A 25,293-nucleotide genomic window follows, 5' to 3' on the forward strand; every position below is an offset into this window, starting at 1 on the left:
CTAATAAATATATCTTATGAATCTTATTAAGTTCTTAACCATTTTTATTGTAATCTCCTCAAGTGCTTACGCGAATTGTATAGGGCACAAAACTTTTGTGCTTGCCATGAAGCAGCAAGTAGACAACACGTCTATGAAAGGGAATAGAAAAAATCTAGAACATGTACAAGAAGAACTTCTGAAAATTATTCAGAATAATGTTGACCTCAAAGGAATATCTCGATTTGTCATAGGGAAATATTGGAATTTATCTACTCAGAAAGAAAAAGAAGAGTTTCTAAAAGAATATGAAGTATATCTCGCGCGCTTGTGCGCTAAAATTTTGTATAAATACATAAATAATAGTGAAATGATCATAATGAGTACAAAAGCAGTTGACGATGAAACTTGTCTGATAGGAACAAGATTTTCTTATGGTGATGAGGAATTTACAAACATTGACTTTAAAGTGACTAAAAATGACAATTCTTTCTTAATAAACGATGTTGTAATGAGTGGGATAAGTATTGCTATTAATCAACGTTCTCAATTTAGTGAAAAAATCGACACGCACGGCATGGCAAGTGTAATAGATGAATTAAAACGTAACAATAATTTATGATATACATGCCTCATTGGCCTAAGCCGATTGGCAGTAGGCCAAAGGATTTTTCTCTTGATCGCATAAAAAGTTTTCTAAATAAACTGGGTAATCCCGAGAAAAAAATACCGCCAATAATTCACATAGCTGGCACTAATGGCAAAGGATCAACACTATCCTTTATAAGATATATAATGCAAGCAGCAGGGTATAAAGTTCATACGTACACTTCTCCACATTTAGTGAATTTTAATGAGAGAATAGTTGTTGCAGGCAATGATATCGATGATAGTGAATTACATAACTCACTGGAAGAATGCCGTATAGCAGTCGCAGAACAACCCATCACTCTATTTGAAGCCGCAACGACTGCAGCCTTCTTAGCTTTTTCTCGTCATAAAGCTGATATTACTTTAGTTGAAGTGGGTCTGGGTGGAAGGCTTGATGCAACAAATGTTATAGATAATCCGATTCTAACGATCATCACTTCCATTGCACTTGACCATACAGAACATCTTGGTCCTACCGTAGAAACCATAGCAGGTGAAAAGGCTGGAATAATGAAACCTAATGTTCCTTGCGTAATAGCACCACAAGAAAAATCTATAATGAACACGCTAGAACAACACGCAATAAACAAAAAATCTCCCTTATATAGAGGAGGATTTGAGTGGAATTGCGAAAAACAGAATAACAGGATGGTCTTTCAATCGACTATTCAATCAATAGAATTTTCTTTGCCATCTTTAAAAGGAGATCATCAAATAATCAATGCAGGAAACGCAATTGCAGCATGTAGCATTTTAAGTGGAAAATATGGCTTTGATATTGGAGAAGAGGACATTGCTTCAGGTTTACAGGGCACTTATTGGCCTGCGCGGCTAGAGTCTATAAAAAAAGGTAATTTAATTTCTTTATTACCAAAAGATTGGCAATTATTTCTAGATGGCGCACACAACAATGATGGTGCCAGAGTGTTAGCTAAGTGGATAAAAGACAATTTTGCTGAAGGTATCTATATGATCTTTGGTGTTACTCGTAACAGAAACGTCGCAGAGTTCTTAGAGCACTTAAAGCCATACATCAAACTACTATGCGCCGTTTGTGTTAAATCTGAACCTAAAGCAACAAGTACAGATTTAATTAGAGAAGGAGCTCATAATATAGGAATCAATGCTATCGAATGTGAATCAATCAGAGATGCTATATCAAATCACATACTAAAAGCTTCTATACAAAACGTCAAAACCATACTAATCTGTGGCTCGCTATTTTTAGCCAGAGATTTGAGTATGGAGAATAGCTATCAATTAATCCAAGAACAATAAATGCACTACACAACTTGCTCTCTTCCATGAGCGTGAACACTATCGGGATTTACAATGCTGCTTGGCTTTTCGGTTAATGCTCCTATAGGTACATTTTGTTCATCACCTCTTCCTTCAGTTTTTACAAGATTTACAACTTTTCTCTCGTAGATCTCACTTGCTAATTGTAATAATAAAGTACAACCTAGTACTATAGCAAATCCAATGAGTACTTTACTGTCTACGCAACTAGATTGGTACTGCAACACCAAACCTGCTATTAATAAAATAGGAGGAAGATAATTTGAAATTTGGGAAGTAAGAATTAGATATTTAAATGCTTTACTTTTGAACATTTCATCTATATAAATAGTACCTTCAAAAATAAACGTTAGTGCGGTTGTGTGTCCCACGCTGGCTCTCTAAAATTACTTTAGCTACAAATATTAAGAAATTTACTAAGTAAAAAAAGACAAAAGAACCCCCGTATAGCGAGTTTTAATAATTTAAATTGATAATGTACTAACAAGCGCGATTTGGCTGAATGTAGAAAAAATAAAAAAGACATGCAGCCGCTATAATTTTTATGTAATTTGCCAATAAATATTTGAGTTTTTTACTGAATTTTGCTGTTAAATCCGCGGAGATTAAAAACAAGGGTAAATACTCTTGCTATCATAGTAAGGGAGATGGCGTAATTTGTCAAGTTAAATAAGCTAAGTTATTAACATGTAATAATTAGGCAGCTATTGCAGATTGAATGTTCAAATGATCACTAACTTTGAGGTTTTGGTTTCATCTATTTGCGGCTGACTAATCATAGTTCGAATGAAATTGGTTGCCATAAAGGTACAACCTAGAATAAAAAAAGCAACGGAAATAAAGGGGATAATAGGAAATTCAAGAGGTAATATAGATGTAATTCCTCCTATTAAAAATGAAACGTTAGATGCAATGTCGAGGCAGATCTTCATTAATTTCTCTTGCCGAGAGGTATCGAGTTGCTTATTAAGGCCACACTGCCTAAAATGATCAGTTAATGACCATATATTTAAAGCAAGCGAAAGTGCACTTAGTATAGTGCTGACAATAGTAAAATACAAGCTTAAGGAAGAAATATTTAGGGCTAATGCTGCTATGTACCCACTCAAAGAAGCAATAGATAGTGCAGTAACCAAGCGTTTTGAATAAGTTCGTATTTTTTTCCTGTAAATAAGCCTCTCTTTCTCATAACTCATAAACTTAGCAGTAAATGCATATTATATCATAACATTAATTGATTTGAAAATCAATACAGAGTGCCCGGGAGAAGACTTGAACTTCCACAACTTGAAAAGTTACTAGCACCTGAAGCTAGCGCGTCTACCAATTCCGCCACCCGGGCTTTTTGTGATTTACTATGTTAAAATAAAATAATATACTCAAGTAGTTTTTAGCTCAAAGGTAATGCCAAATCTAGATCAAATATTTTTTGCTCAGAACAATGTTAATATTAATAATGTATATAAAATAGTCAACAACGCTTTGAGCAATAGTGATGGTGGTGAGCTATTTTTAGAGTTTTGCCAATCAGAATCCCTGATTTTTGATGATAATATATTAAAACATATGGATTTAAATATCAGAAGAGGATTTGGTCTCAGGTCTTTTTGTGAAGATAGTACGTCTTTTGTTTGCTCTTCTGAGATTAGCGAAAAAGAAATTAGTAAAGCTGCTTCTATGGTAAAAAGTTCAGCATCTTTAAGCAAAACAAATTCAGTAAACTTAAATGAGGAGGCAAAAAGCCTGTATTCAAAGATTAATCCCATAAATGAAATGGATCTGAGCTCAAAAATTAAACTACTCAATGAGATTAATGAGTATGTAAGGTCGAAGAATAACTGCGTGAAGCAGGTAAAAATAACTCTAAATGGAGAATGGCAAGTTGTACAAATAATAAAAGATGATCACAGGTTAAGCGATATCAGGCCTTTGGTACGTTTTAATGTACTAGTCATCGTAGAGAAAAATGGCCGAGCAGAGAGAGGTTCTGCAGGGCACGGTGGAAGAGACTCTTATAGTAAATTTGTTTCTGAGAAGAAGTGGAAAAAAGTTGCAAACCAAGCGTTAGAACAAGCGCTAGTAAATCTTGAGGCAATTCCAGCTCCGGCTGGAGAGATGACAGTTGTTTTAGGTTCAGGTTGGCCAGGAATATTATTGCATGAAGCTGTAGGTCATGGACTTGAAGGTGATTTTAACCGTAAAGGAATCTCGGCATTTTCAAATTCTATGGGTAAACAAGTGGCAGCCAGTAACATTACTGTAATTGATGATGGAACTCTACCTAATTTGCGTGGTTCTATTAGCATAGACGATGAAGGTACTTTACCTGGCTATAATGTGCTTATAGAAGATGGAATTCTAAAAGGATATATGCAAGATCATATGAACGCTAAACTTATGGGTGTAAATCCAACTGGTAATGGTAGAAGAGAAAGTTACAAAGAAGTTACTATGCCACGCATGACAAACACCTATATGTTGCCAGGAAAACATCCACCAGAAGAAATAATATCTAGTGTAAAGAAAGGTCTATATGCAGTAAATTTTGGTGGTGGGCAGGTTGATATAACATCAGGAAAATTTGTTTTCTCGTCTTCGGAAGCTTACCTAATAAAAAATGGTAAAATTACACAACCAGTCAAAGGAGCAACGATAATTGGTGATGGGCCAACAGTGCTAAAAAAAGTATCAATGATTGGTAATGATCTAAAGTTAGATCCTGGTGTTGGTACGTGCTCAAAAGACGGGCAAAATGTGCCTGTTGGAGTTGGTCAGCCAACACTCAAGGTCGATGCAATAACTGTTGGTGGAACTGAATATGTAGATAAGGGCTAAGCGAACTCAGCTCATGCTGTACAATTGTACAAATATTGTAACCATTATTCAAGTAGCTCATATAGATGCAAAAACTACTTAACAAATCTCTCTGCCTTCCTTGCCATAACGTGTATAACAATCTCACAAAAAATAATATCATAGAATTCAATAGGTGGTCTTTAAAAAATCCTTAAGGAAAGTAAAATCTGTTTAAATAGGCCGATATAGATGGTTTTACGATATAATAAAATTATTATAAACAAGAACTTATAAACTCTAGCAAATGAATTTGTGAGTTTAGTGGTGTTAGGAATACCTGGCTCTTTTATGTGGATTGACATTCTCAATAACCTGCTCTAGAGATAGATTATATAATTTTGACAAGGTTCTTGGCATGTGATATTTTTCTCGAATATAGGTAATGGCATAAATGACTTTATATCTATATCCAGCTCTAGGGGAAGATCTTCAATGTTTACGTCCATCCCTGACAAAGGATATTCTATGTCCATGTGCAGCTTTGGGGGATAGTTCTACTTTGAAGATTTCTTTCACTTTTACTATTGCGACTCCCAATTCCACTGAAATCACTCTTTCCCTTAATTCATATTGATATGGTGACTCCATTTATTCCCTCACTTTCAGCTTTTTCTTGCTTTACCATATCTCTTCCCCTCTTGTCTCTATCTTTATGTATTAAGCTATATAACTCAAAATCTTGATAAAATGCAGAAAAGTTTTTTTAATTTCAGCTCCATCCTCGAAGAGTTAGAAAATAACTTTAAGCAAGTTAGTCAGAATTTTTCTGACGCAAAGGAACAAGTTTTAAATTTAGCTGTCAACTCTGAAAATTTGGCAGGCAAGTTTCTTAATTATCACCCGAATATGTGCATAGTATAAAATTAGCTTGATAGACTTCAAGAGCTTTGCCTATGAAGTCAGTGTGCTTCTTGAAATGCAATATACTTTTATTACTTTAATTATGAAAATCCGTTAAGCCTTCTTGCCAATTACTACAATATTTTCACTTGGAAAAAAGTAGTCAGGTATAGCCATGTTCTTTGGTGCAGGACCGCCAATTACTCGGCCTGATGTGTCATAATATGAACCGTGACAAGGGCAGAACCAACCGTTGCCGTCTTTTGTAGCGTGATCAACTGGTACACATCCAAGATGGGTGCATATTCCAATCATAATTAACCATTCATCTTTTCCTTTATATACTCTTTTTTCATCTGATTCAGGATCTCTCAAATTTTCTGCATTTATGGCTCTTGCAGCCTCAATCTCTTGTTTTGTGCGCTTGCGGATAAATACTGGCTTACCTTGCCATTTTACCTTTTTTCCTTGTCCTTCTTGAATATCAGATAGATTAACCTCAACCGTAGACATCGCTAAAACCTCAGCAGAAGGATTCATAGACTTAACCAATGGCCAAAGACCGCTTGCAGCTCCTATACCTGCCATGGCACACGTAGTTAATGTGATAAAATCTCTTCTACTCTTATTTTTGGCAAAATCTTTAACAAGAGATGTTTTTTTATTCTTCTCATTCGTCAATGATTTTTTATTTTTAGTTAACTTCTTATCCATCAATCTCTACTTGAACATAGACATATATTTTAATTTAAATATTATAGATTAATCAATAGAAATTTGCACTATTTGTTTAACCTTTGCTATACAGTTAAGAAGAAGCAGAGTTGTCAATTTCGGAAATACTATCTTCAGTGGAATCGGGATCCTCAATTTTCGCTACTGACACCACCTTTTCTCTACTCTCTGTTTTAAACAGAGTGACTCCTTGAGTGCTACGTCCTGCAATTCTGATATCATTTACTGAAATACGAATTAACTTTCCTTTATCTGTAATAAGCATGATATTATCACCCTGTTCAACTGGAAAGCTAGCAACAACATTACCGTTTCTGTCGGTAGTAAGGATATTTGTAATACCAACACCACCTCTATTTGTTACCCTATACTCGTACGCAGAAGTTCTTTTACCAAAGCCATTTTCAGTAATAGTTAATATGAACTCCTCATTCATTGCAAGTTTTAAGAACAGTTTGTTATCTATTCCTAAATCATTCAAAGTCTTTTCCAATTTAGAATCAATGAAGTTATTAATTGCAGTCCCCAGTCTTTTTGCAAGTGGAACTTTTAAGTAAAGTTCTTTTGTTTCTGTTGCTACACCTATCCCATTTAATATGGTCATAGATATCACGCTGTCATTCTTTGCAAGTTTGATACCTCTTACGCCATCTGAATTGCGACTTTTAAATTGACGCACATCACTTACAACAAATCTGATGCTTTTTCCAAGTGTTGTTGAAAGTAGAACATGATCAATTTCGCTACATACTTTAACTGATATTAACCTATCCCCTTCGTCGAGCTTTATTGCTATTTTTCCATTGCTTGGAATATAGTGAAAATCTGCTAAGGAGTTACGCCTTATGTTCCCATGAGCAGTAACAAAAACTATATTTTGATTTTCGTCATTCTCACTTGGAAGCGGCATGATGTTAGTTATAGTTTCACCATCGCTAAGCGGGAATATATTAACAAGCGCTCTTCCACGTGCAGTTGGCTCTGCAAGAGGCAGTTTATAAACCTTTAATCTGTAAACTCGACCAGTATTAGAAAAGAATAAAAGGCTAGTATGAGTATTTCCAACAAATAATTTTGTGATTACGTCCTCCTCTTTTAACCCCTGTCCTAGCTTTCCTTTTCCACCACGATGCTGGGTTCTATAGTGAGAGAGCTTCACACGTTTGATGTAACCATTCATAGTTACGGTCACTACCATATCTTCTTGTGGAATTAGATCTTCAGCTTCAATGTCCGTATCTGATTCCTCTATTGAAGTTTTTCGCGGCACAGCAAATCTGTTCTTTATTTCTTGTAGATTGTTTTTTATTTCTTTCATCAACTTCTCTCCTGAGCCAAGAAAAGCGATATATTCTTTTATCAGGTTGATCATTGAACTTAGCTCAGCTTCTAATTTGTCTTTTTCAAGGCCTGTTAAACGTTGCAATTTCATGTCAAGAATAGCTTTCGTTTGCAGCTCAGTTAATCTATACACTCCGTCTTTCAAAAAGCTCATGCTGTCTGAGATTAATCCAATAATTGTGTTTATCTCAGCTGAAGTTTTCCATTCTTTATTTAAAAGTTCTCTACTTGCTTCCGCAGGATCTTTTGCACCACGGATGATTTTTATCACTTCACCTATGCTCAAGACCGCAATGTAGAGCCCTATATATATATGAGCTTTTTCCCTCGTTTTTCTTAGACGAAATTCTGTTCTCCTGATTAATACTTCTTTTCTAAAATCAACAAAAGCAGCTATGATTTCTTTTAATGACATCAAAGCAGGCCTGTTATTGTTGAGGACTAGAGTGTTAACACTAAAACTACTTCTTAGTGGAGTTAGTCCTAATATTTGATTAAGTATAAAACTTGCTTCAGCATTTCTTCTGAGGTCAATTACTACCCTAATACCAGACTTATCAGACTCATCCCTAATTTCTGTTATGCCATCAATTCTTTTTTCTTTTACAAGCTCACCTATCTTCTCAATTAATTTTACTTTATTTACCTGGTAAGGTATTTCATTAATCACTATTGCTTGCCTATCTTGTGGCAGGTCTTCTATGTGAGTCTTGCCTTGCACAACAATTGAGCCACGACCAGTTGCAAATGCTGATCTTATTCCAGACCTTCCAAGAATCATTCCCCCAGTTGGGAAATCCGGCCCTGGCATCACTTCAAGTAACTCATCCAAAGTAACTTCAGGATTATCTATATATAACATACAAGCATCTATTATTTCTCCAAGGTTGTGAGAAGGAATATTGGTTGCCATACCAACTGCAACACCGCTTGCACCATTTACCAATAGATTCGGAAATTCTGCAGGCAGTACAACAGGCTCTGTTTCATTTCCATCATAGTTTGGCCTAAAATCAACTGTATCTTCGTCAATATCATTTAGTAAAAAATGCGACACTCTGTGGAGCCTTGCTTCTGTATATCGCATTGAAGCTGGCGGATCTCCATCTATCGAACCAAAGTTACCTTGCCCATCAATCAGTGGTAAAAGAAGAGAAAAATCTTGAGCCATCCTGACCAAGGAGTCATAGATAGCCATGTCACCATGTGGGTGATATTTTCCCATTACATCCCCGACTATACGAGCTGCTTTTTTATACGGTTTACCGGCATCGAACCCAGCCCTCGACATTGCGTATAATATGCGCCTATGAACAGGTTTAAATCCATCTCGCACATCAGGTATAGCTCGACTTATGATCACACTCATTGCGTAGGAGAGATAAGAATCCTCTAGCTCTTTCACTATTGAAACTGGTACTATGTTGTCTTGCATTTTCTATACTTTGATTGAAATAATTGTAATATTAATATTCAACTAGGCTAATGGGCAATGACAGACTTGAACTGCCGACCTCCTCGGTGTAAACGAGATGCTCTACCAGCTGAGCTAATTGCCCCTCTAGATATAATTCTATAGTTCAATGTTGTTGTTGTAAACAAAAATAGCGATACAAGCAACTCTTATGGAATCGCTGAGTGCGCACTATGGAGTTGTATAAATTTTAGCCTTGCTGCTACCTTGTATAAAGGTATTCTTTCACTTGCATTTTTTGACATGTTCAACAACTTTGAATAACATGCTGTGGCATTTTTAAAATCTGAGAGCTTATCTAGAATAACAGCTAAATTATAGGTATAAAAAATATTGTTTTGATCTAAAGAAATTGCTGCTTTCATATATTCTTTAGCTTTTATGTAATCCCCTTTTTTCATATAGATCAAACCTAAATTTGCTGATAAAGGGGCGCTATTTCTGAGTGTATCATACAATTTCAACATTTCACTCAATGCTAAATTAGGATCATATTGTGAAATTATCGTCAGAAAATTCTTTAATACATAAGGGTTGCTAGGATATTCTTTTAACAGTCTTGTGTAAATCTCTACAGCTTTTTTAAATTCTTTGTTAGCGTAATAGATATTCCCTAGTCCAATTAAAGCACTTTCATGATAAGGAAATTTTGCGATAATCTGATTGAGGAGAGAAGTAGCTGTTTCACTATCTCCTAACTCAAAGGAATCTTTTGCTTTTTTTAAAATAGAGTATATGTCAAAATTCTTGCCAGAATTCTGCGAAATTTTGATATTAAATTTGTCACTTTTTCTCTCGATAACATCAAGATCTTTATATTTTTTATCAGCTTTTATATGCTTGACAACACTATCAAAGACCTTCTGTATCTCCAAATTTTCACTAGCATAAGTAACAGAAGACCTCCATAAAATCACAACGCAAATTAACATGCAGACAAACATAGATCCTAGTGTTGTGGCATTGGCTGCAGCGCGTAACCAGTAAATCTTATTTCTTTGAACTATACGCAACACATTACAAATTCATAAATGCTAAATTACTTATCTAATATAATAATAAAGATATTATTAATTGGCAGATACTATTTAGAATGAGTTAAAAGAGCACTTCTACACATTCCATATGGTTGCCAATTACACTCCTCACATGCGTAGTCAAATTTCTCTAAAGACATTTTCTTTCTAATTCTTTTTACTGCTTTACTCCAGGTCAAAATCTCGCCAATTTTTATTCCTAAAATTTCCATATGCCTTCTATCTAGCTCTAAAACTTTAGCTTGTGTGGTACATTTACCTTGTTTAGTCTGGTTTGGGCAAACACTACAAATAGTGTCAAGATTATCAACTACTTCGATTTTAGTATTAGGATCACTAATTACTTTACTTGCTATCTTTTTGTAATTTTCTACAAAGCTCTGAGAATATCCATACCCTTGAAATGCAAGAGTGCACATAAAATGATGAGGACGAAACCTTATCACTTTTTCAAATACTGCAAAGCTGCTACAAGTAGAAAAATTTTTACCAAACCAGGAAGGATGAATGGTAAAACACCTACCATTATTGCTTGTTTCAGACCCACGTAAATAGTAAGCCAACTAATACCACAAATAAAGATTACGACTGTACCCGCCAGACAACTTAAAGAATTACACATAAATGATTTATATTTAGAGTTCAGTAATTCATTTACTTTGTTCATTACCATAACAGCAGCTAAACAGCCAATTAAATATCCACCTGTTGGTCCAAGAAAAATGTGATAACCACTAGAAAAATTCGCAAAAACAGGAAATCCTGCTGCACCAAGTGATAGATATGTAAGCACAGAATAGAATGCTGTTCTGCGGTTAAATTTAAGCCCAACAAGCATTAATCCTAAAGTTTGCAATGTGATAGGCACAGGCTGCAATGGTATGCTTATTTGAGCCATCAAGAATAAAAGTAAAACACAAGACAATATTTCAGCCAGTGTTGACCTACTGCTTGATTGTGTTATAAACATATCTTCCCAATAAAAATAACTTACTAAATGTAATATATGTGTATAAGAGGTTTTGCAATTTAAATTTTGCTTATATTGCGCTACAATGAATTATTTATGCACTATTTAAAAATGATGAGTAAACAAGATCTATTATCGTTGATGAAAGAAAGACACAGCGGACGTTCATACGATCCTACAAGAGCAATATTTCAGAAAGAAATGGATATTTTAATAGAAGCTGTAAGGCTAACACCCTCGTGTTTTGGTGATGAACCTTGGCGATATGTGATATGCAACAAACAGAACAATCAAAGCGCATGGAAAAAATTGCTCGGTTGCCTTGATGAATCTAATCAAAAGTGGGCAAAAGATGCACAAATACTAATTATATCTCTAAGCGCTAAGAACTTCCGTAAACAAGGTAAAGGAGAAAATCTTTGGGCTAAACATGATACTGGTGCAGCAAATTATGCACTTATGCTGCAGGCTGCAGCTATGAACTTAATGGCTCATCAAATGGGTGGATTTGATAGAGATAAAATAGTTAAGAGATTCAATATACCTGATGATTTTAATGTAATGTCAGTGATAGCAGTTGGTTACGAAAAAGAGGGTGCTGAAGTCAAAGAAAAACAAAGAAGATCAATAAAAGAAATATTCTTTTATGACGAATGGCCAGCGAGCTGACTTGACCATTCTTCTCTTAATATCTTAAAAATTGAATTATTTGGCAAATAATTTTTTTTCATCCTACCCTCTTCAATTGCTTGCCAGTCTTTCCATGAAAGCTTCTCGTTTCCAAGTTCATAGTCCATACCATCCCATATATCTTCTCGAAAGCCATAAACAGCAAAATGCCAATTATATTCATTAAAAATAGAAGTAAGATCTCGAAAATAGTGCTCTAATCCTTTTGAGCAGCGGTGCCCGCCAAACTCTCCAGCAAGGATCTTATAATCTGGTATATTATACCTCTTTTGGAAAATTTTTACAGGTTCTATATATGATTTTAACTTATCTTTATTCCAATACTCTACTTTTTTTGCATCAAAAGATTGAACATGTCCAGGGTAGGCGAAGTTACCTTGGTTTAATTTTAAGTTTGTATAAGCAAAGGGCTCATATATATGAAATGAATAAAGAACATTTTTATCACTAACTGGTTCAAATTTGTTAAAAGTATTAGAGTCAGCATAACTGCTACTATCAAGTATTATTGGGGTCTCTGAGTCAACTTGGCGGATACTGTTTACCACGCTGCTATAAAAGCCAAATAGATTCTTCTGAACTTTGCTTTGTTCTACTTTATAAATAGCCGAGTCTGCAGTATTATAAAGCCTTTCTGGATGTGGTTCATTTAAGATATTATATCCAACAATAGCAGGATGATCTTTAAGCTCTTTCGCAAGATCTTGCCAAAATTTTGCTGCTTGTTTTTGAAAAGCTTGATCTGACCATAAACGTAAATCATCTTTATCGTTATTATTTTGCTTCCATCTAGATCCAGGTAAGCTAAGCATCGTTAACACTACTGGTATTTTTTGTTGATGAAAAGCATCTAAAACATCTTTCAGAACTTTCAGGTCTTTGGAAATCAGGCCCGGATAATTGTCTGCATTGCCTAAGAGGAAGTCACGTTGCGTAGTTTCAAATTTGTCAGGAGCAAGACGAATAAAACCAATTTTGTATTCCTTTGCTGCTTTGATTAAGTCACTATCAACTTTTCTATTGAAAACATTTGCTCCCTTTCTGACTCCAGTTTGCCAAAAGAGCATTTTGCTGTTCTCCGGTATTGACTTAGCACTCACATTACAGAAAACTATAGAATACAAAACAGCTGTAATTAGAAGAAAAATTTTCACTTATATAATTTTGCTATAATGGTAAGTAACCTAACAGACAAGATCCCGTTTGTAAAGATGCATGGTACTGGCAATAGTTTTGTTATCATAGACTCACGTTCAGCAAATAATTTAGACTGGAATTATAGACAAATTGCTGATCAAGGCAGTTGTGATCAAGTGATAATTATAACAATGTCTAATGCTGCAAACTGCTTTATGCATATCTACAATGCTGACGGTAGTCGAGCTGAAATGTGTGGAAACGCAGCACGCTGTGTTGGATATTTGATAATGTTAGAAAAAGGTACTGAATATATCACTATTGAGCTGATAAATAATCGTATCTTAGAATGTTTTAAAGTAGGTGATAAATCAATAAAGGTCAATATGGGTAAACCACTGCTTAAATGGAATGAAATTCCTCTTTCTTGTGAATGCGATCCCCTTTATCTACCTATAGAGCTTGAAATGCTGAAAGAGCCAGTTGCAGTAAATATTGGTAACCCTCATATAGTTTTTTTTGTTGATAACATAAGCGAAATACCATTGCAGAATTTAGGACCAAAGCTAGAAAATCACGAATTATTTCCTCAGAAAACAAATGTTAGTATTGCACAAATAGAAAAATCTGGAGAAATAAACTTAAGAGTTTGGGAAAGAGGAACAGGTATTACTGCTTCATGTGGTAGTGCGGCTTGTGCAGCATTTGTTGCATCTATACTTCGTAAGTGTTTGGCTACTAAACAAACTTCAGTACATTTACCAGGAGGTCATTTACTGATTGAGTGGTCAAAAAATATACTGATGACTGGGGATATAGGGTTTTTATGACCTAGGCTAGGCACTGACACTCATTACTTCTAACACCTTTTTACCAATCACAGCAGGGGTTTCTGCAATCGCAATCCCAGCACTGCGCATAACCTCTAACTTTGCACCAGCACTTCCACCGCTGGAAGAGATGATTGCTCCAGCGTGTCCCATACGTCTTCCTGGAGGTGCCGTTTGGCCTGCTACAAAACCAACGATTGGCTTTTTAGTTTTTTCTGTTTTCACAAAATGTGATACATCTTCTTCTTCGTTTCCACCTATTTCACCAATAACTACAATACCATGAGTATCGTCATCTTTTAAAAAGAGCTCCATACAGTCAACAAATGTCATACCATGAACTGGATCACCCCCAATTCCGATACACGTGGATTGACCAAGACCAACAGCAGTTGTTTGTGCTACCGCTTCATAAGTTAAAGTTCCAGAGCGAGACATAATTCCTATATGTCCAAGTTTGTGAATATGTCCTGGCATAATTCCTATTTTGCATTCTTCAGGTGTAATAACCCCTGGACAGTTTGGGCCAATCAATCGACTGTTTGAACCAGCGAGAGCATGCTTTACCTTTACCATGTCAAGTATAGGAATGCCCTCTGTAATACAAATTATCAATTCTATTTTTGCATCTATTGCTTCAAGTATTGCAGCAGCAGCAAATTTAGCAGGTACATATATAACTGTAGCATTTGCACAGGTTTTTTCTTTGGCTTCTGCTACAGTATTAAAAACCGGTAAATTAAGGTGAGTGCTACCACCCTTTCCAGGAGTTACACCTCCCACCATTTTCGTTCCGTAATCAATTGCTTGCTCTGAATGAAATGTGCCTTGTGCACCAGTAAAACCCTGGCATATTAATCTTGTATCTTTGTTTACTAAAACGGACATGCTTTATTTTACCTCTTTTACTATCTTTTGCGCAGCATCACCCAGTTCATCTGCAGCAATAATATTTAATCCTGACTCTTCTAAGATTTTTTTTCCTTCTTCAAAATTAGTACCTGATAATCTAACCACTAGAGGAACTTTAATGCTCATTTCTTTTGCAGCCGCAACAATTCCACTTGCGATAATATCGCAACGCATTATACCACCAAATATGTTAACCAGAATTCCTTTTACGTTGCTATCAGACAATATGATTTTAAATGCTTCAGTTACAGTTTCTTTACTCGCTCCACCACCAACATCCAAAAAGTTAGCAGGCTCTGCTCCATAGTACTTTATTATATCCATTGTTGCCATAGCAAGACCTGCACCGTTCACCATGCAACCAATATTGCCATCCATTTTGATGTAACTAAGTCCATGTTTTGAAGCTTCTATCTCTTCTTTAACTTCTTCATCATAATCACGAAGCTGCACGATTTCTGGATGACGATATAAAGCGTTGTCATCAAAATTAATTTTAGCATCAAGTGCAACAAAATCCCCAGAATTTGTTTCAACTAGTGGGTTAATTTCTATTTGGCTTGCATCAGTTGTAATAAACGCATCATATATATTTTTTGCAATATTTGTTATTCTTTCTATTTGTTCTGAATTCAAATTAAAATTATTGGCAAGTTTACTGTTATCAAGATTTGTAAAACCAGTAGCAGGGTCAATATCAAATTTCACAATTTTTGTAGGAGAATTTTTTGCTACCTCTTCAATATCCATACCACCTTCTGAGGAAAATATAAATACTAACCTACTGAGCTTTGGATCAACTACTAGACTCAAATAGTACTCTTTTTTAATGCTTGAACCTTCCTCAATGTATATTCTTCTTACCTGCTGTCCACTAGGCCCTGTTTGATGAGTAACTAAAGTTATGCCGAGCATGTTCTTTACAAACTGTTGAGCTTCTTCAACTGACTTTGCTAGCTTTACACCACCAGCCTTACCCCTACCACCTGCATGAATCTGAGCTTTAACCACAAACACGTCAGATTTTAGTTGATTTATTTGAGTTTCTACTCCTTCTGCAGATGTAGCAACAAAACCCTTTGGTACCGGGACATTAAACTTGTGTAAAATTTCCTTTGCTTGATATTCATGAATATTCATAAGATAACTAATTATTAACCTTAGTAAAAACTACCAACCATAACGCTGTCTTCTGCATTCTTGCTGATACCTCTTTTTCCTTGCTTCAGCTTTTTTTTTAGCTGTTTTCTCTGATTTCTTTTCGTGATATTTTTTTTTCATTTTGAGCCCTCTTCCTTCCTTTTGAATTATTTTTCTCAACACTGGAAGAGCTCTATCTACATCACCATAATGGACTGATACTTCAATCAAACTCTATACCTCCTTCGGTAATCACTTCAAAATCCATTTATAAATTAGAAAATTAACATTGTCAATTATTTTATAAACTTGAGCGATAGAATATGATATGCAGTGATTTATATGAAAAAAGCTTCATTCTGCTGTCAATCATTTACTTGCTGATAAAAATTGCTCTTAGGTTACAGTGCTCTTGTAATTTTTCTAATCTCGGGGCGGAGAGATTTGAACTCCCGACCCTTTGGTCCCAAACCAAATGCGCTACCAGGCTGCGCTACGCCCCGACTTCTTTACTAAGAGTATCGATAGTTCGGAAAAATGCAAGTTTCATTTATTTCTTTTAGGAAAAATATAATGCAGATTTCTTTATATAGAGTGTCAAGTTGCACTAGCCATATTAAAAAATCTAGCTATACCAATTGGTGAAGGTTAATGCAGCAACTACAGCAGTATCAACTCTCAAAATTCTTTTTCCTAGACTCAGTTTCTGACAAAATTTATTGGCAGAATCAAGTTCGCAAGATGAAAAACCACCTTCGGGGCCAACAATAATAGCAACGTTTTTCTTGCCTTTTAGAACTTTATTAGGAGGTTGTCCTTCACCTGTTTCATCACACAAAACAAAATTTTTATTCTGGGAATCGGATAATTCACAAAAATTAATAGGAAGAAAAATCTGTGGTATACTTGTCCTACCGGATTGTTCCGCAGCTTCAATTGCCTGTAATTTCGCTCTACTTAGGTTAATGTTTTTTACTACTGTACGTTCTGTTGAAATAAATTGAATGCAGGTTACTCCCATTTCAGTTGCTTGTCTTACTATGTTGCTTAAGGCGCCGCTTTTTACCAGAGCACAATACAAATATAGATTTTTTTCATGTTGTTGTTGTTTAGTGCGTTCTTTTATTATAATTTTTGTCGATTTACTTGATATATTCACTACTTCTCCTAACCATTCTCCATCCTTTCCATTAAAAAGATAGATGTTATCATGCTTCTTAAGCCGCATTACATTGTAAATATAGTGACTTTGTCGTGGATGAAGCGCCAAACTTACATTTTGTGATAAAGCTTCTTCAACATAAAGCCTAATTTTTTTCATTCAAAACTTTAGTTATTTGCATTCTGTTTGAGTGACTCTTACGGGATTTGAACCCGTGTTACCACCGTGAAAGGGTGGTGTCCTAACCACTAGACGAAAGAGTCGACTTGAATCTAACTGAGTTATATCGATTATACATATAAAGTCAATTCAATTATTTTGAATCACACAGTTAGAGTAGTGATTTTATATCGACAGCCTCCTATTACCCCATGTTCAATGCTTACTGAACCTATCTCAGATTTAGGAGCTTTAGATCCTAATTCTAATTTTTGTTCAACTTTTGTATCTGAATCATAGCCAGAATCGTATCCAGAATCTCTACGCTCAAAATTTTGCCTTATTTCTTTTACGTTAAAGCCAGCCTTGGTCTTGATTTGCTGACTCGCTGGCTTATTAGCACTTTGCTCATTTAGTTTTACTTGCAAATTATTCACTTTATCCTTCACTAATCCATGATAAGTCCCAGAATTATCTTTTATATGTTTTGCTTGTCTTTCTGATCTCTTTTTCGATAAATCTACTTTAGCATAAATAGGCTCTGGTTGCTCTTTATGATTTAAGCTAGTGGGCTTTTTTTGCTCTGAGAAATCATCTACATCTTCATAAATAGGTTCTCCTGATATACTAGAATAACCACTATCTTTCAATGATAAATTTTCAGTAGATCTTTTATGCAAATCATATACTTCAGCATAAATGGATTCTTCCGATACGCTCAACTCTTCTAATGAGTTACTAACCTTAGCGTCATATACCTCATCATAAATGGGCTCTTTTAAAAGTAAAATATCATCATGCTCAAAAATCCTAGGAGGTTTTTTAGGTGAGTTGGCCTTAAATTTTATCTCTACTTCCTCTTTAAGCTTGTCACAACTTTCCGTTTGTTTCAAAATCTCCAATATTTCTTTTCTTTCTTTTTTTATTAGCTCACCAAGCACTAAACAACATTTTTCTTTATGATCTTTGAGACTGTCCTTATCTCCGTACTGCATAGCTTATGATGCTATTTTGTATTGAAGGATTACATTTCCTATACTATTATTTATCTCATTAATATTTGCTCCAGCACTAATAAGTAACGTCATTACATTATGATCAAGATTTGTTACTGCATACTCTAAAGCTCGATTTAAAGTTTGATCATTATTCAAGTCAAATGACCCCTTGTTCCTAAAAGGATTAATTCTAGAAAAGAGTTTTTCAAAGCTGTTTACTATATTATGAAGACTTAAAGCTAGCCTCACGCCTCTTATATTGCTATTTCTAGCGGATTTAATTAAAAAACTATCTACTTATACCCATGATTGTACCCCTCTATACAAAAGCTCACCATATGTGGTACAATCTTAAACTATAACGATTTATTTTATATTAATAATCGCTTTTCACACCCACTTAACAAGAGGAGGCATCGACATCATAATTGCATCGGGGTTACCATTAGTCATTAAACCAAACCTTGTACCACGATCATAAAGAAGATTGAACTCCACATATCTGCCACGTTTTATCAATTGTTCTTCTCGTTGTTCTTTTGTCCAAGATTTTTGCATATGTTTGTGTATGATGTGTAAGTAAATTTCTAAAAAGGCTTCACCTACTGCTTTTGTGAACTCAAAATCGTTTTTCCAGTTGCCAGAAGTTAGATTGTCATAAAAAATTCCACCAATACCACGTGGCTCTTTTCTATGTTGTAAAAAAAAGTAATCATCACATTGCTTTTTAAATTTCGGATAATATTCGATGTTGAACTCATCGCAAGTTGCTTTAATTGATTCGTGAATATACTTGCAATCTCCCTCATCCTTATAAATTGGAGTAAAGTCCATTCCTCCACCAAACCATTGTTTTGAGGTATATATCAATCTTGTGTTCATATGTGCTGCAGGGATAAGGGGAGATTGCATGTGAGACACTAAAGATATACCGCTTGCCCAAAACTCTCCATTGCTTTCACTTGCACCAGGAATTTCATTAATGGCTGAGTCTTCGAGCTTTCCGTATACTCTTGAAACGTTTACTCCAACTTTTTCAAAAATATTACCAAAGATAATTGTAGATTCACCACTTCCTCCACCTGGTCGGTTCCACTTTCTTTTTTCGATTTTTGGTTGTGTGAATGACTGTACCTCAATTGATAAGAAAGATTCGGTGATCTTGTTTCTCAGTGCGCAGAACCATTCAAATGCTTGTGTCTTTTGTTTTTCCATAATGCCTTCTGTTGGCTTATTAATATTATTGTACTCTATATTTACAGGACTTAATTAGATTGGGATAGTAACTACTCATCAAGGATGTTAATAAATCTATAATAATTAAATCAATATAGTAGAATATTTTTATATGTGCAAGGATGCCAAGCAATAATAATGAGTAAAAGATACATAGATAACAAAAAAGAGAACAGAGTTGACTTCATACTAAGAAATTATGGGATGTCAATTATTGTGATGGCAGTTATTATGTTCTTACCTCCAATAGCAATATCAGTACTCTATTTTTCTAATGTATATAGTCAGCATGTTAATATAGAGATTAATTTATTAATTAGCATTCTAATGACTCTCTTTGTGGTATATAATATAAAACGTTACAAGTATCTACTTAATATCATAGAGTTTCAAAATGCAATATTTGCAAATGCGCTGAATCATAATACAGAGTTTTGTCTCATTTTACATAAAGATGAGGGTATTATTTATGCTGATGCGAGGTTCTACGAAAGGTTCAAAGATCACATAAACGATGATGTTACGCTAGATAAAATTCTTGAAGCAGGAGATGTGTCAGAAAAAGACAGAAAATCACTCTATCATGCGTTAAGAAATAACACTTCTGTAAAAGTATGCATTTCCTTAAGCAAGAAGAGTAGAATATCTAACTTTCTTTTGCTCTCTGAACCAATACCGGATAATCCACAAATTGCTATAAATAGTAATAAGACTTTAAATTTATCATTAGCCCCAATAGCAAGACCGAATGGGTATTTTGTACTGAAGGCAACACAGGTAAACAAAGAGCAGGTATATGAAGAGTTGATAGAGAAACACAATATAGCAACTTACGTTGCAAATACAAAAGGAGGTATCTTATCTGTAAATAAAAGATTTTTAGACATGTTTGAACTAAAAAAATTGGAAAAAGGTAGCTCAATCAATGATTTTATATCTCAATCTAAGTATGACGATACAATAACCAAAAATGAAATTATGTTTTTTACTATAAGCGGTGCTCCATTTAAGGCTTATATGAGTACTGCTATATTTTGTGATAAATACAATCATAGCTATATACACGGCTTTATAACACCAACTGAATCAAATATTGTTGATTATCAACTACACCCTTGTTTTACAAATTCGTCAATTGCTATTGCACAATGCGATATAAATGGCAATTTTATAAAGAAAAATATAGCATTAGTAAAACTTGCGGGGTCAAGTAATGATTCTATCTTTGCATTGATATCAGATGGTTATCATATGAAAGTGCGTGAATATTTTTCAAGTAATAGGATAAATAATGCGTCCTTTGATGTGCAGCTCAATGGCGGTAATAACATGAAAATATATTTTAATAAGTTTCTTCATAATAAAGTGATGTTCATACTTTGTTATTTTATTGATAATACTGAACGTAAAAAACTAGAGATAAAACTTGAGCATTATCAAAAGGTGCAAGCTATAGGGCAATTAGCAGGTGGTATTGCACATGATTTCAATAATATATTAACCGGAATAATAGGATTTTGTGATTTGCTTTTACTCCAGCACTCAGCTAGCGATCCATCTTTTGGAGATATAATACAGATACAGCAAAATGCAAAACGTGGGTCAAATTTAGTAAGACAACTGCTTGCTTTTTCAAGAAGACAGACTTTGCAGCCAAAGATTATTAATGTAAATGGTACGATAGCTAATCTTTATGAAATGATCAAAAGATTAATAGGTGAAAATATAAAATTTAATATTTATTATGGTAGCGATTTGGGTGCTGTTAGGGCTGACCAAGGACAATTAGAGCAAGTTATGCTTAACTTAGCAGTTAATGCTGGTGCTGCTATGGAAAAGGGGGGAGAGTTAACTATACGAACCTTTAATCAAAAGGTTGATTCATTAAATTCTACACCTCAGGATATGTTTTCTCCAGATAAGGAAACGATTGAACATGGGAATTATGTTGTGATTGAAGTGATTGATACTGGATGTGGAATGACGAGTGATATAATTGAAAAGGCATTTGATCCATTTTTTTCTACCAAAGATATTACTTCTGGTACAGGTCTTGGCCTCTCTACTGTATATGGCATTATTAAACAAACCGAAGGATACATCTATGTTGCTAGCAAAGTGAATCATGGAACTAAATTTAGCATATTTTTGCCCATAGTTTACATATCGGATGAAAATGATAAAGAGGAAGATAGTAAAGAAATAGAGAAACCGGTAGAGATTAAAGGTAATGGTATAATTTTATTAATTGAAGATGAAGATTCAGTAAGGGAATTTACTGCTAAGGCTCTTACAAGAAAAGGATTTAATGTAATAGAAGCGAGTATAGGCAGCGAGGCACTAGAGATCATTAGAAAAAAAAATCAACACATAGATCTAATAATCACTGATGTAATCATGCCAGAGGTGAGTGGTCCAGAAATAGTTAAAGAAACATTGATACATAGGCCAAACATCAAAGTTATTTTTATTTCTGGGTATACAGAGGATGCTTTTTTAAAGAGCGATGAAATCAATATAGAAGACTTCCATTTTTTACCCAAACCATTTACTCTGAATGAGTTAGGAAATAAGGTTCAAAGTGTGTTACACAAGACAAAAAAAGGCAGTTTACTTTGAGCATGATTGGCAACAAAAAAATTTTTCTAATGCAAAAATTTCTTGCATATATACAATAGAGTTATTTTATACATAAGATAAAAGGCGTGAGCAAGATCATTGCAATAGTAAATCAAAAGGGTGGAGTTGGTAAAACTACAACTAGTATAAATTTATCAACAGCCTTTGCTGCTGTGGGAAAAAGTACTTTACTGGTAGATCTTGACCCTCAAGGAAATGCTAGTACAGGACTTGGGATTTCTTATCGTAGCAGGGAAGAAAAAAATATATATAAAATACTGCTGAGCAGCGAAAGTGAATTGGTGGAATCGGCAATTTTCAATATAAAGGAAATTCCAAATCTATCGCTGATTTCATCAGTGGTTGACTTATCAGCTGCAGAAATTGAGCTATCACAACTTGAGCAGGGAAAATTCGTACTAAAAGATACGCTAGAGAAAGTACGTAATAATTATGAGTACATAATTATCGATTGTCCTCCATCACTTGGTCTGCTTACTATCAATGCTCTGACCGCTGCTGACTCGATTATTGTTCCTCTTCAGTGTGAATTTTTCGCTCTGGAAGGATTGAGCCATTTAGTTAAGACTGTAGAGCTGATAAAAAGAAATAACCTAAACCCTTTCCTGTTAATAGAAGGAATATTGCTCACAATGTATGACAGACGCAACAAACTTAGTGAGCAGATTAAAAATGATATTTGCCAATATTTAAATGATAAAGTATATAAAACTATTATCCCCTTGTATGAGACCATTATTCCACGTAATGTACGGTTATCAGAAGCGCCTTCTCATGGAAAACCTGCTATTGTATATGATCTTAAGTGTCCTGGTGCACAAGCATATATAAGTTTGGCAAAAGAAATTTTAAAGAAACACATGAGCATCTGTAAAGAGAATAAGCTGATAAGTGAGGGTGCAGCGTGAAGGACAATAGGCGCTTAGGTAGAGGTCTTGCTGGCCTCATAGGCGATAATTATGGTAATAAAGAAGATCGGTTACCTATTTCATTACTACACCCGAGCAAATTTCAGCCGAGAAAATATTTTGATGAGGAGTCATTAAAAGAACTTGCAGGTTCGATAGAGAAAAATGGTATAATACAACCTGTTGTGGTGCGCAAAGATCCAAGTAATGAAGGTTATGAAATAGTAGCAGGGGAACGTCGTTGGCGAGCAAGTAAGGTCATAAATCTTGATAGTGTGCCGGTTATCATAAAAGATTTAAATGACAAGGAATGCTTAGAAGTATCGATAATTGAAAACATACAGAGGCAAGATATTAATCCAATAGAAGAAGGTGAGGCGTACAGAAAACTAATAGATGAATTCTCCTATACACACGAAGAATTAGCCTTAACTTTAGGTAAAAGCCGCAGTCACATAACCAATATGATACGAATGCTGTCACTCCCTAATGGAGTAAAAACAATGATCAACGAGAAAAAATTGTCTATGGGTCATGCAAGAGCATTGATTAATGTTGAAAATGCGGAAAGTATTGCAGAAAGAATAGTTTCTCAGGGCCTGAGCGTTAGGCGAACTGAAAAATTGATAAAAGACTTACAACAAAATAACGACCGAAAAGAGCATAAGTGTACTAAAAATCAAGATATGGCAGTATTAGAAGGAGCTATATCTTCTCAGCTTGGTTTAAAGATCAAAATTAATGACAGTAATTCTAAGGGTAAAGTCATGATACGTTATAACAACTCAAATGAATTGGATTTTATATTGAAAATTTTGAATAGAAGACTTGAATCAGCTATTAATGTCGAAAGTAGCTCATAGAAATTTGTTCGGTAGAAGCTGTAGCTTTACTCCTCTCGTTTGAGTTTTATTACTACAACTCCCCCTAAAGAACCGTGCTTGCAGATTTCCCGCACACGGCTCATCAATATTAGTTTTCACAGTCGTCCCTCTTATGCATATAAAGAAAAATGTATTTTTGGCTTTGGTAATGGATTTACTTCTACGTAGTGTACAAACTGTTCCCAGGTCATACTCTTTTTCTGACTACGCCGATTTATCCATTTAAATGCTAGCTTTCTTACTGATGTGTAAAATTGTTTCAAACACCAATAATTTCCGCTAATACCAAAGTAGTTATAGTGTCCTGTTAATTTAGCCTTCAGTACTTGCCACCAAGCTTTAAGTCGAATACTTCCGCGGACTATTTTCAACCACTCCTTGATTTCTTTTAGTTTTCTGGCTAGATTTAACTTTGAGGTTTTATGTCCCATTATTAATCTACCACGACGACTTTTTGCACCATAGTGCGTAAACCCCAGAAAATTGAAACTTTCCGTCCTTCGTTTCTCTCTTATCGCTTGTTGCCACTCCCTCTTGCCAAACTTTACTACTCTGGTCTTGTTTTCAGATACTTCCAACCCAAATTTATTTAGCCTTTGTTTCAGTAATTCCAGAAATTCTTCCGCGTCTACCTTACTTTCGCAACAAACCACAAAATCGTCGCAAAACCTTATTAGTTGTATATATCCTCTGGATCTTGGTTTAAATTTCTTTTCTATCCATAAATCCAACACATAATGTAAGTATATATTTGCTAATACAGGACTTACTATACCACCTTGGGGTGTACCTTGTTTTGTTGCTTCATAATTTCCAGCTTCGACTATCCCTGCCTTGAGAAACCGCTTTACTAACCACCGCAAATTTGGGTCAGTTATTCGTTCCCTTAGACATCTCATTAGCCATTTATGCTGTATATTATCGTAGAACTTCTTGATATCCACTTCTACAATGTAGTTTATTGGCTTGTACATAACTGCTTTATCTAGTGCATTTACCGCTTGATGACAGTTTCTTCCAGGTCGAAATCCATATGAGCTGTCCAGAAAGTTTGCCTCGTAAATATTTTCTAGTATCTTCTTCAGCATAATCTGTACTAATTTATCCTCGGTCGATGGTATTCCGAGTCCGCGTTTCTCTTTACTTCCAGCTTTCGGTATATATACCCTCTTTACTGGTTGTGGTTGATATTGCTTCCTCTTCATACTTTCTACTAGCACTTCGAGTTTCTCATTCAGATTTTCTCCGTATGATTCCACTGTTATCTGGTCTACTCCACAAGCCTTGTTACGCTTCAGTTCTTTATAACATCTCGCAAGATTCTCTGTATTTATCAGATGGACTAACGATGTGAATTTTAGTCGCTTATCTTGCTTTGCTCTTACTGCTATCTGGTTTAGTTTATTTTGCATGTT

26 protein-coding genes and 4 tRNA genes are annotated in these 25,293 nt (G+C 34.9%); 8 read left to right on the forward strand and 22 right to left on the reverse strand.

The annotated features are described in order from the left end of the window. The first annotated feature begins 16 nt into the window (after positions 1–16). Complete coding sequence (locus tag ABWU28_RS01290; protein WP_007302336.1) at positions 17–601, forward strand: phospholipid-binding protein MlaC; 585 nt, start codon at positions 17–19, stop codon at positions 599–601. Then, complete coding sequence (locus ABWU28_RS01295) at positions 598–1,908, forward strand: bifunctional folylpolyglutamate synthase/dihydrofolate synthase (RefSeq protein WP_353275390.1); 1,311 nt, start codon at positions 598–600, stop codon at positions 1,906–1,908. Before ABWU28_RS01290 ends, ABWU28_RS01295 begins: the two co-directional genes overlap by 4 nt. A 5-nt stretch (positions 1,909–1,913) precedes the next feature. Here ABWU28_RS01295 and ABWU28_RS01300 read toward each other — a convergent pair whose 3' ends face one another. The 3 genes from ABWU28_RS01300 to ABWU28_RS01310 all read right to left on the reverse strand — a co-directional run bounded on the left by ABWU28_RS01300 (position 1,914) and on the right by ABWU28_RS01310 (position 3,271). Beyond that, a complete protein-coding gene (locus ABWU28_RS01300) occupies positions 1,914–2,300 on the reverse strand; it encodes a hypothetical protein (protein WP_007302338.1) in 387 nt (128 codons plus the stop codon). A gap of 351 nt (positions 2,301–2,651) precedes the next feature. Then, positions 2,652–3,125, reverse strand: a complete 474-nt coding sequence (locus ABWU28_RS01305; RefSeq protein ID WP_265025201.1) for a hypothetical protein — start codon at positions 3,123–3,125, stop codon at positions 2,652–2,654. A gap of 61 nt (positions 3,126–3,186) precedes the next feature. Then, positions 3,187–3,271 (reverse strand) — tRNA-Leu (locus ABWU28_RS01310). A 62-nt stretch (positions 3,272–3,333) separates the two neighbouring features. On the opposite strand from ABWU28_RS01310, the gene tldD reads away from it, so the two are divergent. Beyond that, positions 3,334–4,764, forward strand: coding sequence for a metalloprotease TldD (tldD, locus tag ABWU28_RS01315; protein ID WP_264684884.1), 1,431 nt, complete (start codon positions 3,334–3,336; stop codon positions 4,762–4,764). A 450-nt stretch (positions 4,765–5,214) separates the two neighbouring features. Here the strand turns inward: tldD and ABWU28_RS01320 are convergent, their stop codons facing one another. The 7 genes from ABWU28_RS01320 to ABWU28_RS01350 form a co-directional block, all read right to left on the reverse strand. Beyond that, positions 5,215–5,373, reverse strand: coding sequence for a hypothetical protein (locus tag ABWU28_RS01320; protein ID WP_019078626.1), 159 nt, complete (start codon positions 5,371–5,373; stop codon positions 5,215–5,217). Positions 5,374–5,739: 366 nt separating this feature from the next. Then, on the reverse strand, positions 5,740–6,339 hold the full coding sequence (petA, locus tag ABWU28_RS01325; protein ID WP_006014178.1) for a ubiquinol-cytochrome c reductase iron-sulfur subunit: 600 nt from the start codon (positions 6,337–6,339) through the stop codon (positions 5,740–5,742). 94 nt (positions 6,340–6,433) lie between these two features. After that, positions 6,434–9,136, reverse strand: a complete 2,703-nt coding sequence (gene gyrA / locus ABWU28_RS01330; protein ID WP_264376685.1) for a DNA topoisomerase (ATP-hydrolyzing) subunit A — start codon at positions 9,134–9,136, stop codon at positions 6,434–6,436. A gap of 51 nt (positions 9,137–9,187) precedes the next feature. Further along, a tRNA-Val gene (locus ABWU28_RS01335) sits at positions 9,188–9,260 on the reverse strand. Between the two features lie 64 nt (positions 9,261–9,324). Next, positions 9,325–10,191 (reverse strand): tetratricopeptide repeat protein, encoded by an 867-nt coding sequence (locus ABWU28_RS01340; RefSeq protein ID WP_012481956.1) that lies wholly within the window; start codon positions 10,189–10,191, stop codon positions 9,325–9,327. Between the two features lie 68 nt (positions 10,192–10,259). Beyond that, positions 10,260–10,658 carry a DUF1284 domain-containing protein gene (locus ABWU28_RS01345; protein WP_029237639.1) on the reverse strand — a complete coding sequence of 133 codons (399 nt, stop codon included), beginning with the start codon at positions 10,656–10,658 and terminating at the stop codon, positions 10,260–10,262. Next, complete coding sequence (locus ABWU28_RS01350) at positions 10,655–11,182, reverse strand: biotin transporter BioY (RefSeq protein WP_214303151.1); 528 nt, start codon at positions 11,180–11,182, stop codon at positions 10,655–10,657. The genes ABWU28_RS01345 and ABWU28_RS01350 overlap by 4 nt, the downstream gene beginning before the upstream one ends. Before the next feature lie 96 nt (positions 11,183–11,278). Here ABWU28_RS01350 and ABWU28_RS01355 point away from each other — a divergent pair, with 96 nt between their 5' ends. After that, positions 11,279–11,851 carry a nitroreductase family protein gene (locus ABWU28_RS01355; protein ID WP_052264977.1) on the forward strand — a complete coding sequence of 191 codons (573 nt, stop codon included), beginning with the start codon at positions 11,279–11,281 and terminating at the stop codon, positions 11,849–11,851. Here the strand turns inward: ABWU28_RS01355 and ABWU28_RS01360 are convergent. Continuing rightward, complete coding sequence (locus ABWU28_RS01360; protein ID WP_230609270.1) at positions 11,827–12,972, reverse strand: glycoside hydrolase family 5 protein; 1,146 nt, start codon at positions 12,970–12,972, stop codon at positions 11,827–11,829. The two genes, ABWU28_RS01355 and ABWU28_RS01360, sit on opposite strands and share 25 nt — an antisense overlap. A gap of 72 nt (positions 12,973–13,044) precedes the next feature. Here ABWU28_RS01360 and dapF point away from each other — a divergent pair, with 72 nt between their 5' ends. Further along, complete coding sequence (gene dapF / locus ABWU28_RS01365) at positions 13,045–13,839, forward strand: diaminopimelate epimerase (protein ID WP_012481958.1); 795 nt, start codon at positions 13,045–13,047, stop codon at positions 13,837–13,839. Between the two features lie 6 nt (positions 13,840–13,845). Here the strand turns inward: dapF and sucD are convergent, their stop codons facing one another. The 9 genes from sucD to hemF all read right to left on the reverse strand — a co-directional run bounded on the left by sucD (position 13,846) and on the right by hemF (position 19,425). Next, the gene (gene sucD / locus ABWU28_RS01370; RefSeq protein WP_353275395.1) at positions 13,846–14,727 is read right to left on the reverse strand and encodes a succinate--CoA ligase subunit alpha; all 882 of its coding nucleotides are present in this window, start codon (positions 14,725–14,727) and stop codon (positions 13,846–13,848) included. Between the two features lie 3 nt (positions 14,728–14,730). Then, positions 14,731–15,891: an ADP-forming succinate--CoA ligase subunit beta gene (gene sucC, locus ABWU28_RS01375; RefSeq protein ID WP_007302349.1), complete on the reverse strand. Its 1,161-nt coding sequence runs from the start codon at positions 15,889–15,891 to the stop codon at positions 14,731–14,733. Positions 15,892–15,921: 30 nt separating this feature from the next. Then, a complete protein-coding gene (rpsU, locus tag ABWU28_RS01380; RefSeq protein ID WP_007302350.1) occupies positions 15,922–16,122 on the reverse strand; it encodes a 30S ribosomal protein S21 in 201 nt (66 codons plus the stop codon). Positions 16,123–16,320: 198 nt separating this feature from the next. Further along, a tRNA-Pro gene (locus ABWU28_RS01385) sits at positions 16,321–16,394 on the reverse strand. Between the two features lie 122 nt (positions 16,395–16,516). Continuing rightward, positions 16,517–17,212: a 16S rRNA (uracil(1498)-N(3))-methyltransferase gene (locus tag ABWU28_RS01390; protein ID WP_007302351.1), complete on the reverse strand. Its 696-nt coding sequence runs from the start codon at positions 17,210–17,212 to the stop codon at positions 16,517–16,519. Positions 17,213–17,244: 32 nt separating this feature from the next. Beyond that, positions 17,245–17,316: transfer RNA gene (locus ABWU28_RS01395), tRNA-Glu, on the reverse strand. A 60-nt stretch (positions 17,317–17,376) separates the two neighbouring features. Further along, positions 17,377–18,207 carry a hypothetical protein gene (locus tag ABWU28_RS01400; RefSeq protein ID WP_007302352.1) on the reverse strand — a complete coding sequence of 277 codons (831 nt, stop codon included), beginning with the start codon at positions 18,205–18,207 and terminating at the stop codon, positions 17,377–17,379. Between the two features lie 3 nt (positions 18,208–18,210). Continuing rightward, positions 18,211–18,366, reverse strand: a complete 156-nt coding sequence (locus ABWU28_RS01405; protein WP_007302353.1) for a hypothetical protein — start codon at positions 18,364–18,366, stop codon at positions 18,211–18,213. Between the two features lie 234 nt (positions 18,367–18,600). Further along, positions 18,601–19,425 carry an oxygen-dependent coproporphyrinogen oxidase gene (hemF, locus tag ABWU28_RS01410; RefSeq protein WP_052264973.1) on the reverse strand — a complete coding sequence of 275 codons (825 nt, stop codon included), beginning with the start codon at positions 19,423–19,425 and terminating at the stop codon, positions 18,601–18,603. 159 nt (positions 19,426–19,584) lie between these two features. Between hemF and ABWU28_RS01415 the strand changes: the two genes are divergently transcribed. From ABWU28_RS01415 to ABWU28_RS01425, 3 genes are all read left to right on the forward strand, one after another. Continuing rightward, positions 19,585–22,065, forward strand: a complete 2,481-nt coding sequence (locus ABWU28_RS01415) for a response regulator (protein ID WP_007302355.1) — start codon at positions 19,585–19,587, stop codon at positions 22,063–22,065. A gap of 86 nt (positions 22,066–22,151) precedes the next feature. Continuing rightward, positions 22,152–22,994: a ParA family protein gene (locus tag ABWU28_RS01420; RefSeq protein WP_353275399.1), complete on the forward strand. Its 843-nt coding sequence runs from the start codon at positions 22,152–22,154 to the stop codon at positions 22,992–22,994. Then, positions 22,991–23,857 (forward strand): ParB/RepB/Spo0J family partition protein, encoded by an 867-nt coding sequence (locus tag ABWU28_RS01425; RefSeq protein ID WP_213863753.1) that lies wholly within the window; start codon positions 22,991–22,993, stop codon positions 23,855–23,857. The genes ABWU28_RS01420 and ABWU28_RS01425 overlap by 4 nt, the downstream gene beginning before the upstream one ends. Here ABWU28_RS01425 and ABWU28_RS01430 read toward each other — a convergent pair. Beyond that, on the reverse strand, positions 23,852–23,977 hold the full coding sequence (locus ABWU28_RS01430) for a hypothetical protein (protein ID WP_353275401.1): 126 nt from the start codon (positions 23,975–23,977) through the stop codon (positions 23,852–23,854). The genes ABWU28_RS01425 and ABWU28_RS01430 overlap by 6 nt on opposite strands. 11 nt (positions 23,978–23,988) lie before the next feature. Then, entirely contained in the window at positions 23,989–25,290 is a 1,302-nt protein-coding gene (ltrA, locus tag ABWU28_RS01435) for a group II intron reverse transcriptase/maturase (RefSeq protein WP_353274935.1), read from the reverse strand. Positions 25,291–25,293: the final 3 nt, after the last annotated feature.

Origin of the sequence: Wolbachia endosymbiont (group B) of Pilophorus perplexus, assembly GCF_964028155.1 — a bacterium.
Lineage (GTDB): Bacteria > Pseudomonadota > Alphaproteobacteria > Rickettsiales > Anaplasmataceae > Wolbachia.

Bases quoted from the DNA above. Each gene is read 5' to 3' on its own strand.
- hemF (WP_052264973.1), bottom strand. From the start codon at position 19,425: ATGGAAAAACAAAAGACACAAGCATTTGAATGGTTCTGCGCACTGAGA.
- sucD (WP_353275395.1), bottom strand. From the start codon at position 14,727: ATGTCCGTTTTAGTAAACAAAGATACAAGATTAATATGCCAGGGTTTT.
- petA (WP_006014178.1), bottom strand. From the start codon at position 6,339: ATGGATAAGAAGTTAACTAAAAATAAAAAATCATTGACGAATGAGAAG.
- ABWU28_RS01290 (WP_007302336.1), top strand. From the start codon at position 17: ATGAATCTTATTAAGTTCTTAACCATTTTTATTGTAATCTCCTCAAGT.
- ABWU28_RS01400 (WP_007302352.1), bottom strand. From the start codon at position 18,207: ATGCAGTACGGAGATAAGGACAGTCTCAAAGATCATAAAGAAAAATGT.
- ltrA (WP_353274935.1), bottom strand. From the start codon at position 25,290: ATGCAAAATAAACTAAACCAGATAGCAGTAAGAGCAAAGCAAGATAAG.
- ABWU28_RS01355 (WP_052264977.1), top strand. From the start codon at position 11,279: ATGCACTATTTAAAAATGATGAGTAAACAAGATCTATTATCGTTGATG.
- ABWU28_RS01295 (WP_353275390.1), top strand. From the start codon at position 598: ATGATATACATGCCTCATTGGCCTAAGCCGATTGGCAGTAGGCCAAAG.
- ABWU28_RS01415 (WP_007302355.1), top strand. From the start codon at position 19,585: ATGAGTAAAAGATACATAGATAACAAAAAAGAGAACAGAGTTGACTTC.
- sucC (WP_007302349.1), bottom strand. From the start codon at position 15,891: ATGAATATTCATGAATATCAAGCAAAGGAAATTTTACACAAGTTTAAT.
- ABWU28_RS01350 (WP_214303151.1), bottom strand. From the start codon at position 11,182: ATGTTTATAACACAATCAAGCAGTAGGTCAACACTGGCTGAAATATTG.
- dapF (WP_012481958.1), top strand. From the start codon at position 13,045: ATGGTAAGTAACCTAACAGACAAGATCCCGTTTGTAAAGATGCATGGT.
- gyrA (WP_264376685.1), bottom strand. From the start codon at position 9,136: ATGCAAGACAACATAGTACCAGTTTCAATAGTGAAAGAGCTAGAGGAT.
- ABWU28_RS01320 (WP_019078626.1), bottom strand. From the start codon at position 5,373: ATGGAGTCACCATATCAATATGAATTAAGGGAAAGAGTGATTTCAGTG.
- ABWU28_RS01305 (WP_265025201.1), bottom strand. From the start codon at position 3,125: ATGAGTTATGAGAAAGAGAGGCTTATTTACAGGAAAAAAATACGAACT.
- tldD (WP_264684884.1), top strand. From the start codon at position 3,334: ATGCCAAATCTAGATCAAATATTTTTTGCTCAGAACAATGTTAATATT.
- ABWU28_RS01390 (WP_007302351.1), bottom strand. From the start codon at position 17,212: ATGAAAAAAATTAGGCTTTATGTTGAAGAAGCTTTATCACAAAATGTA.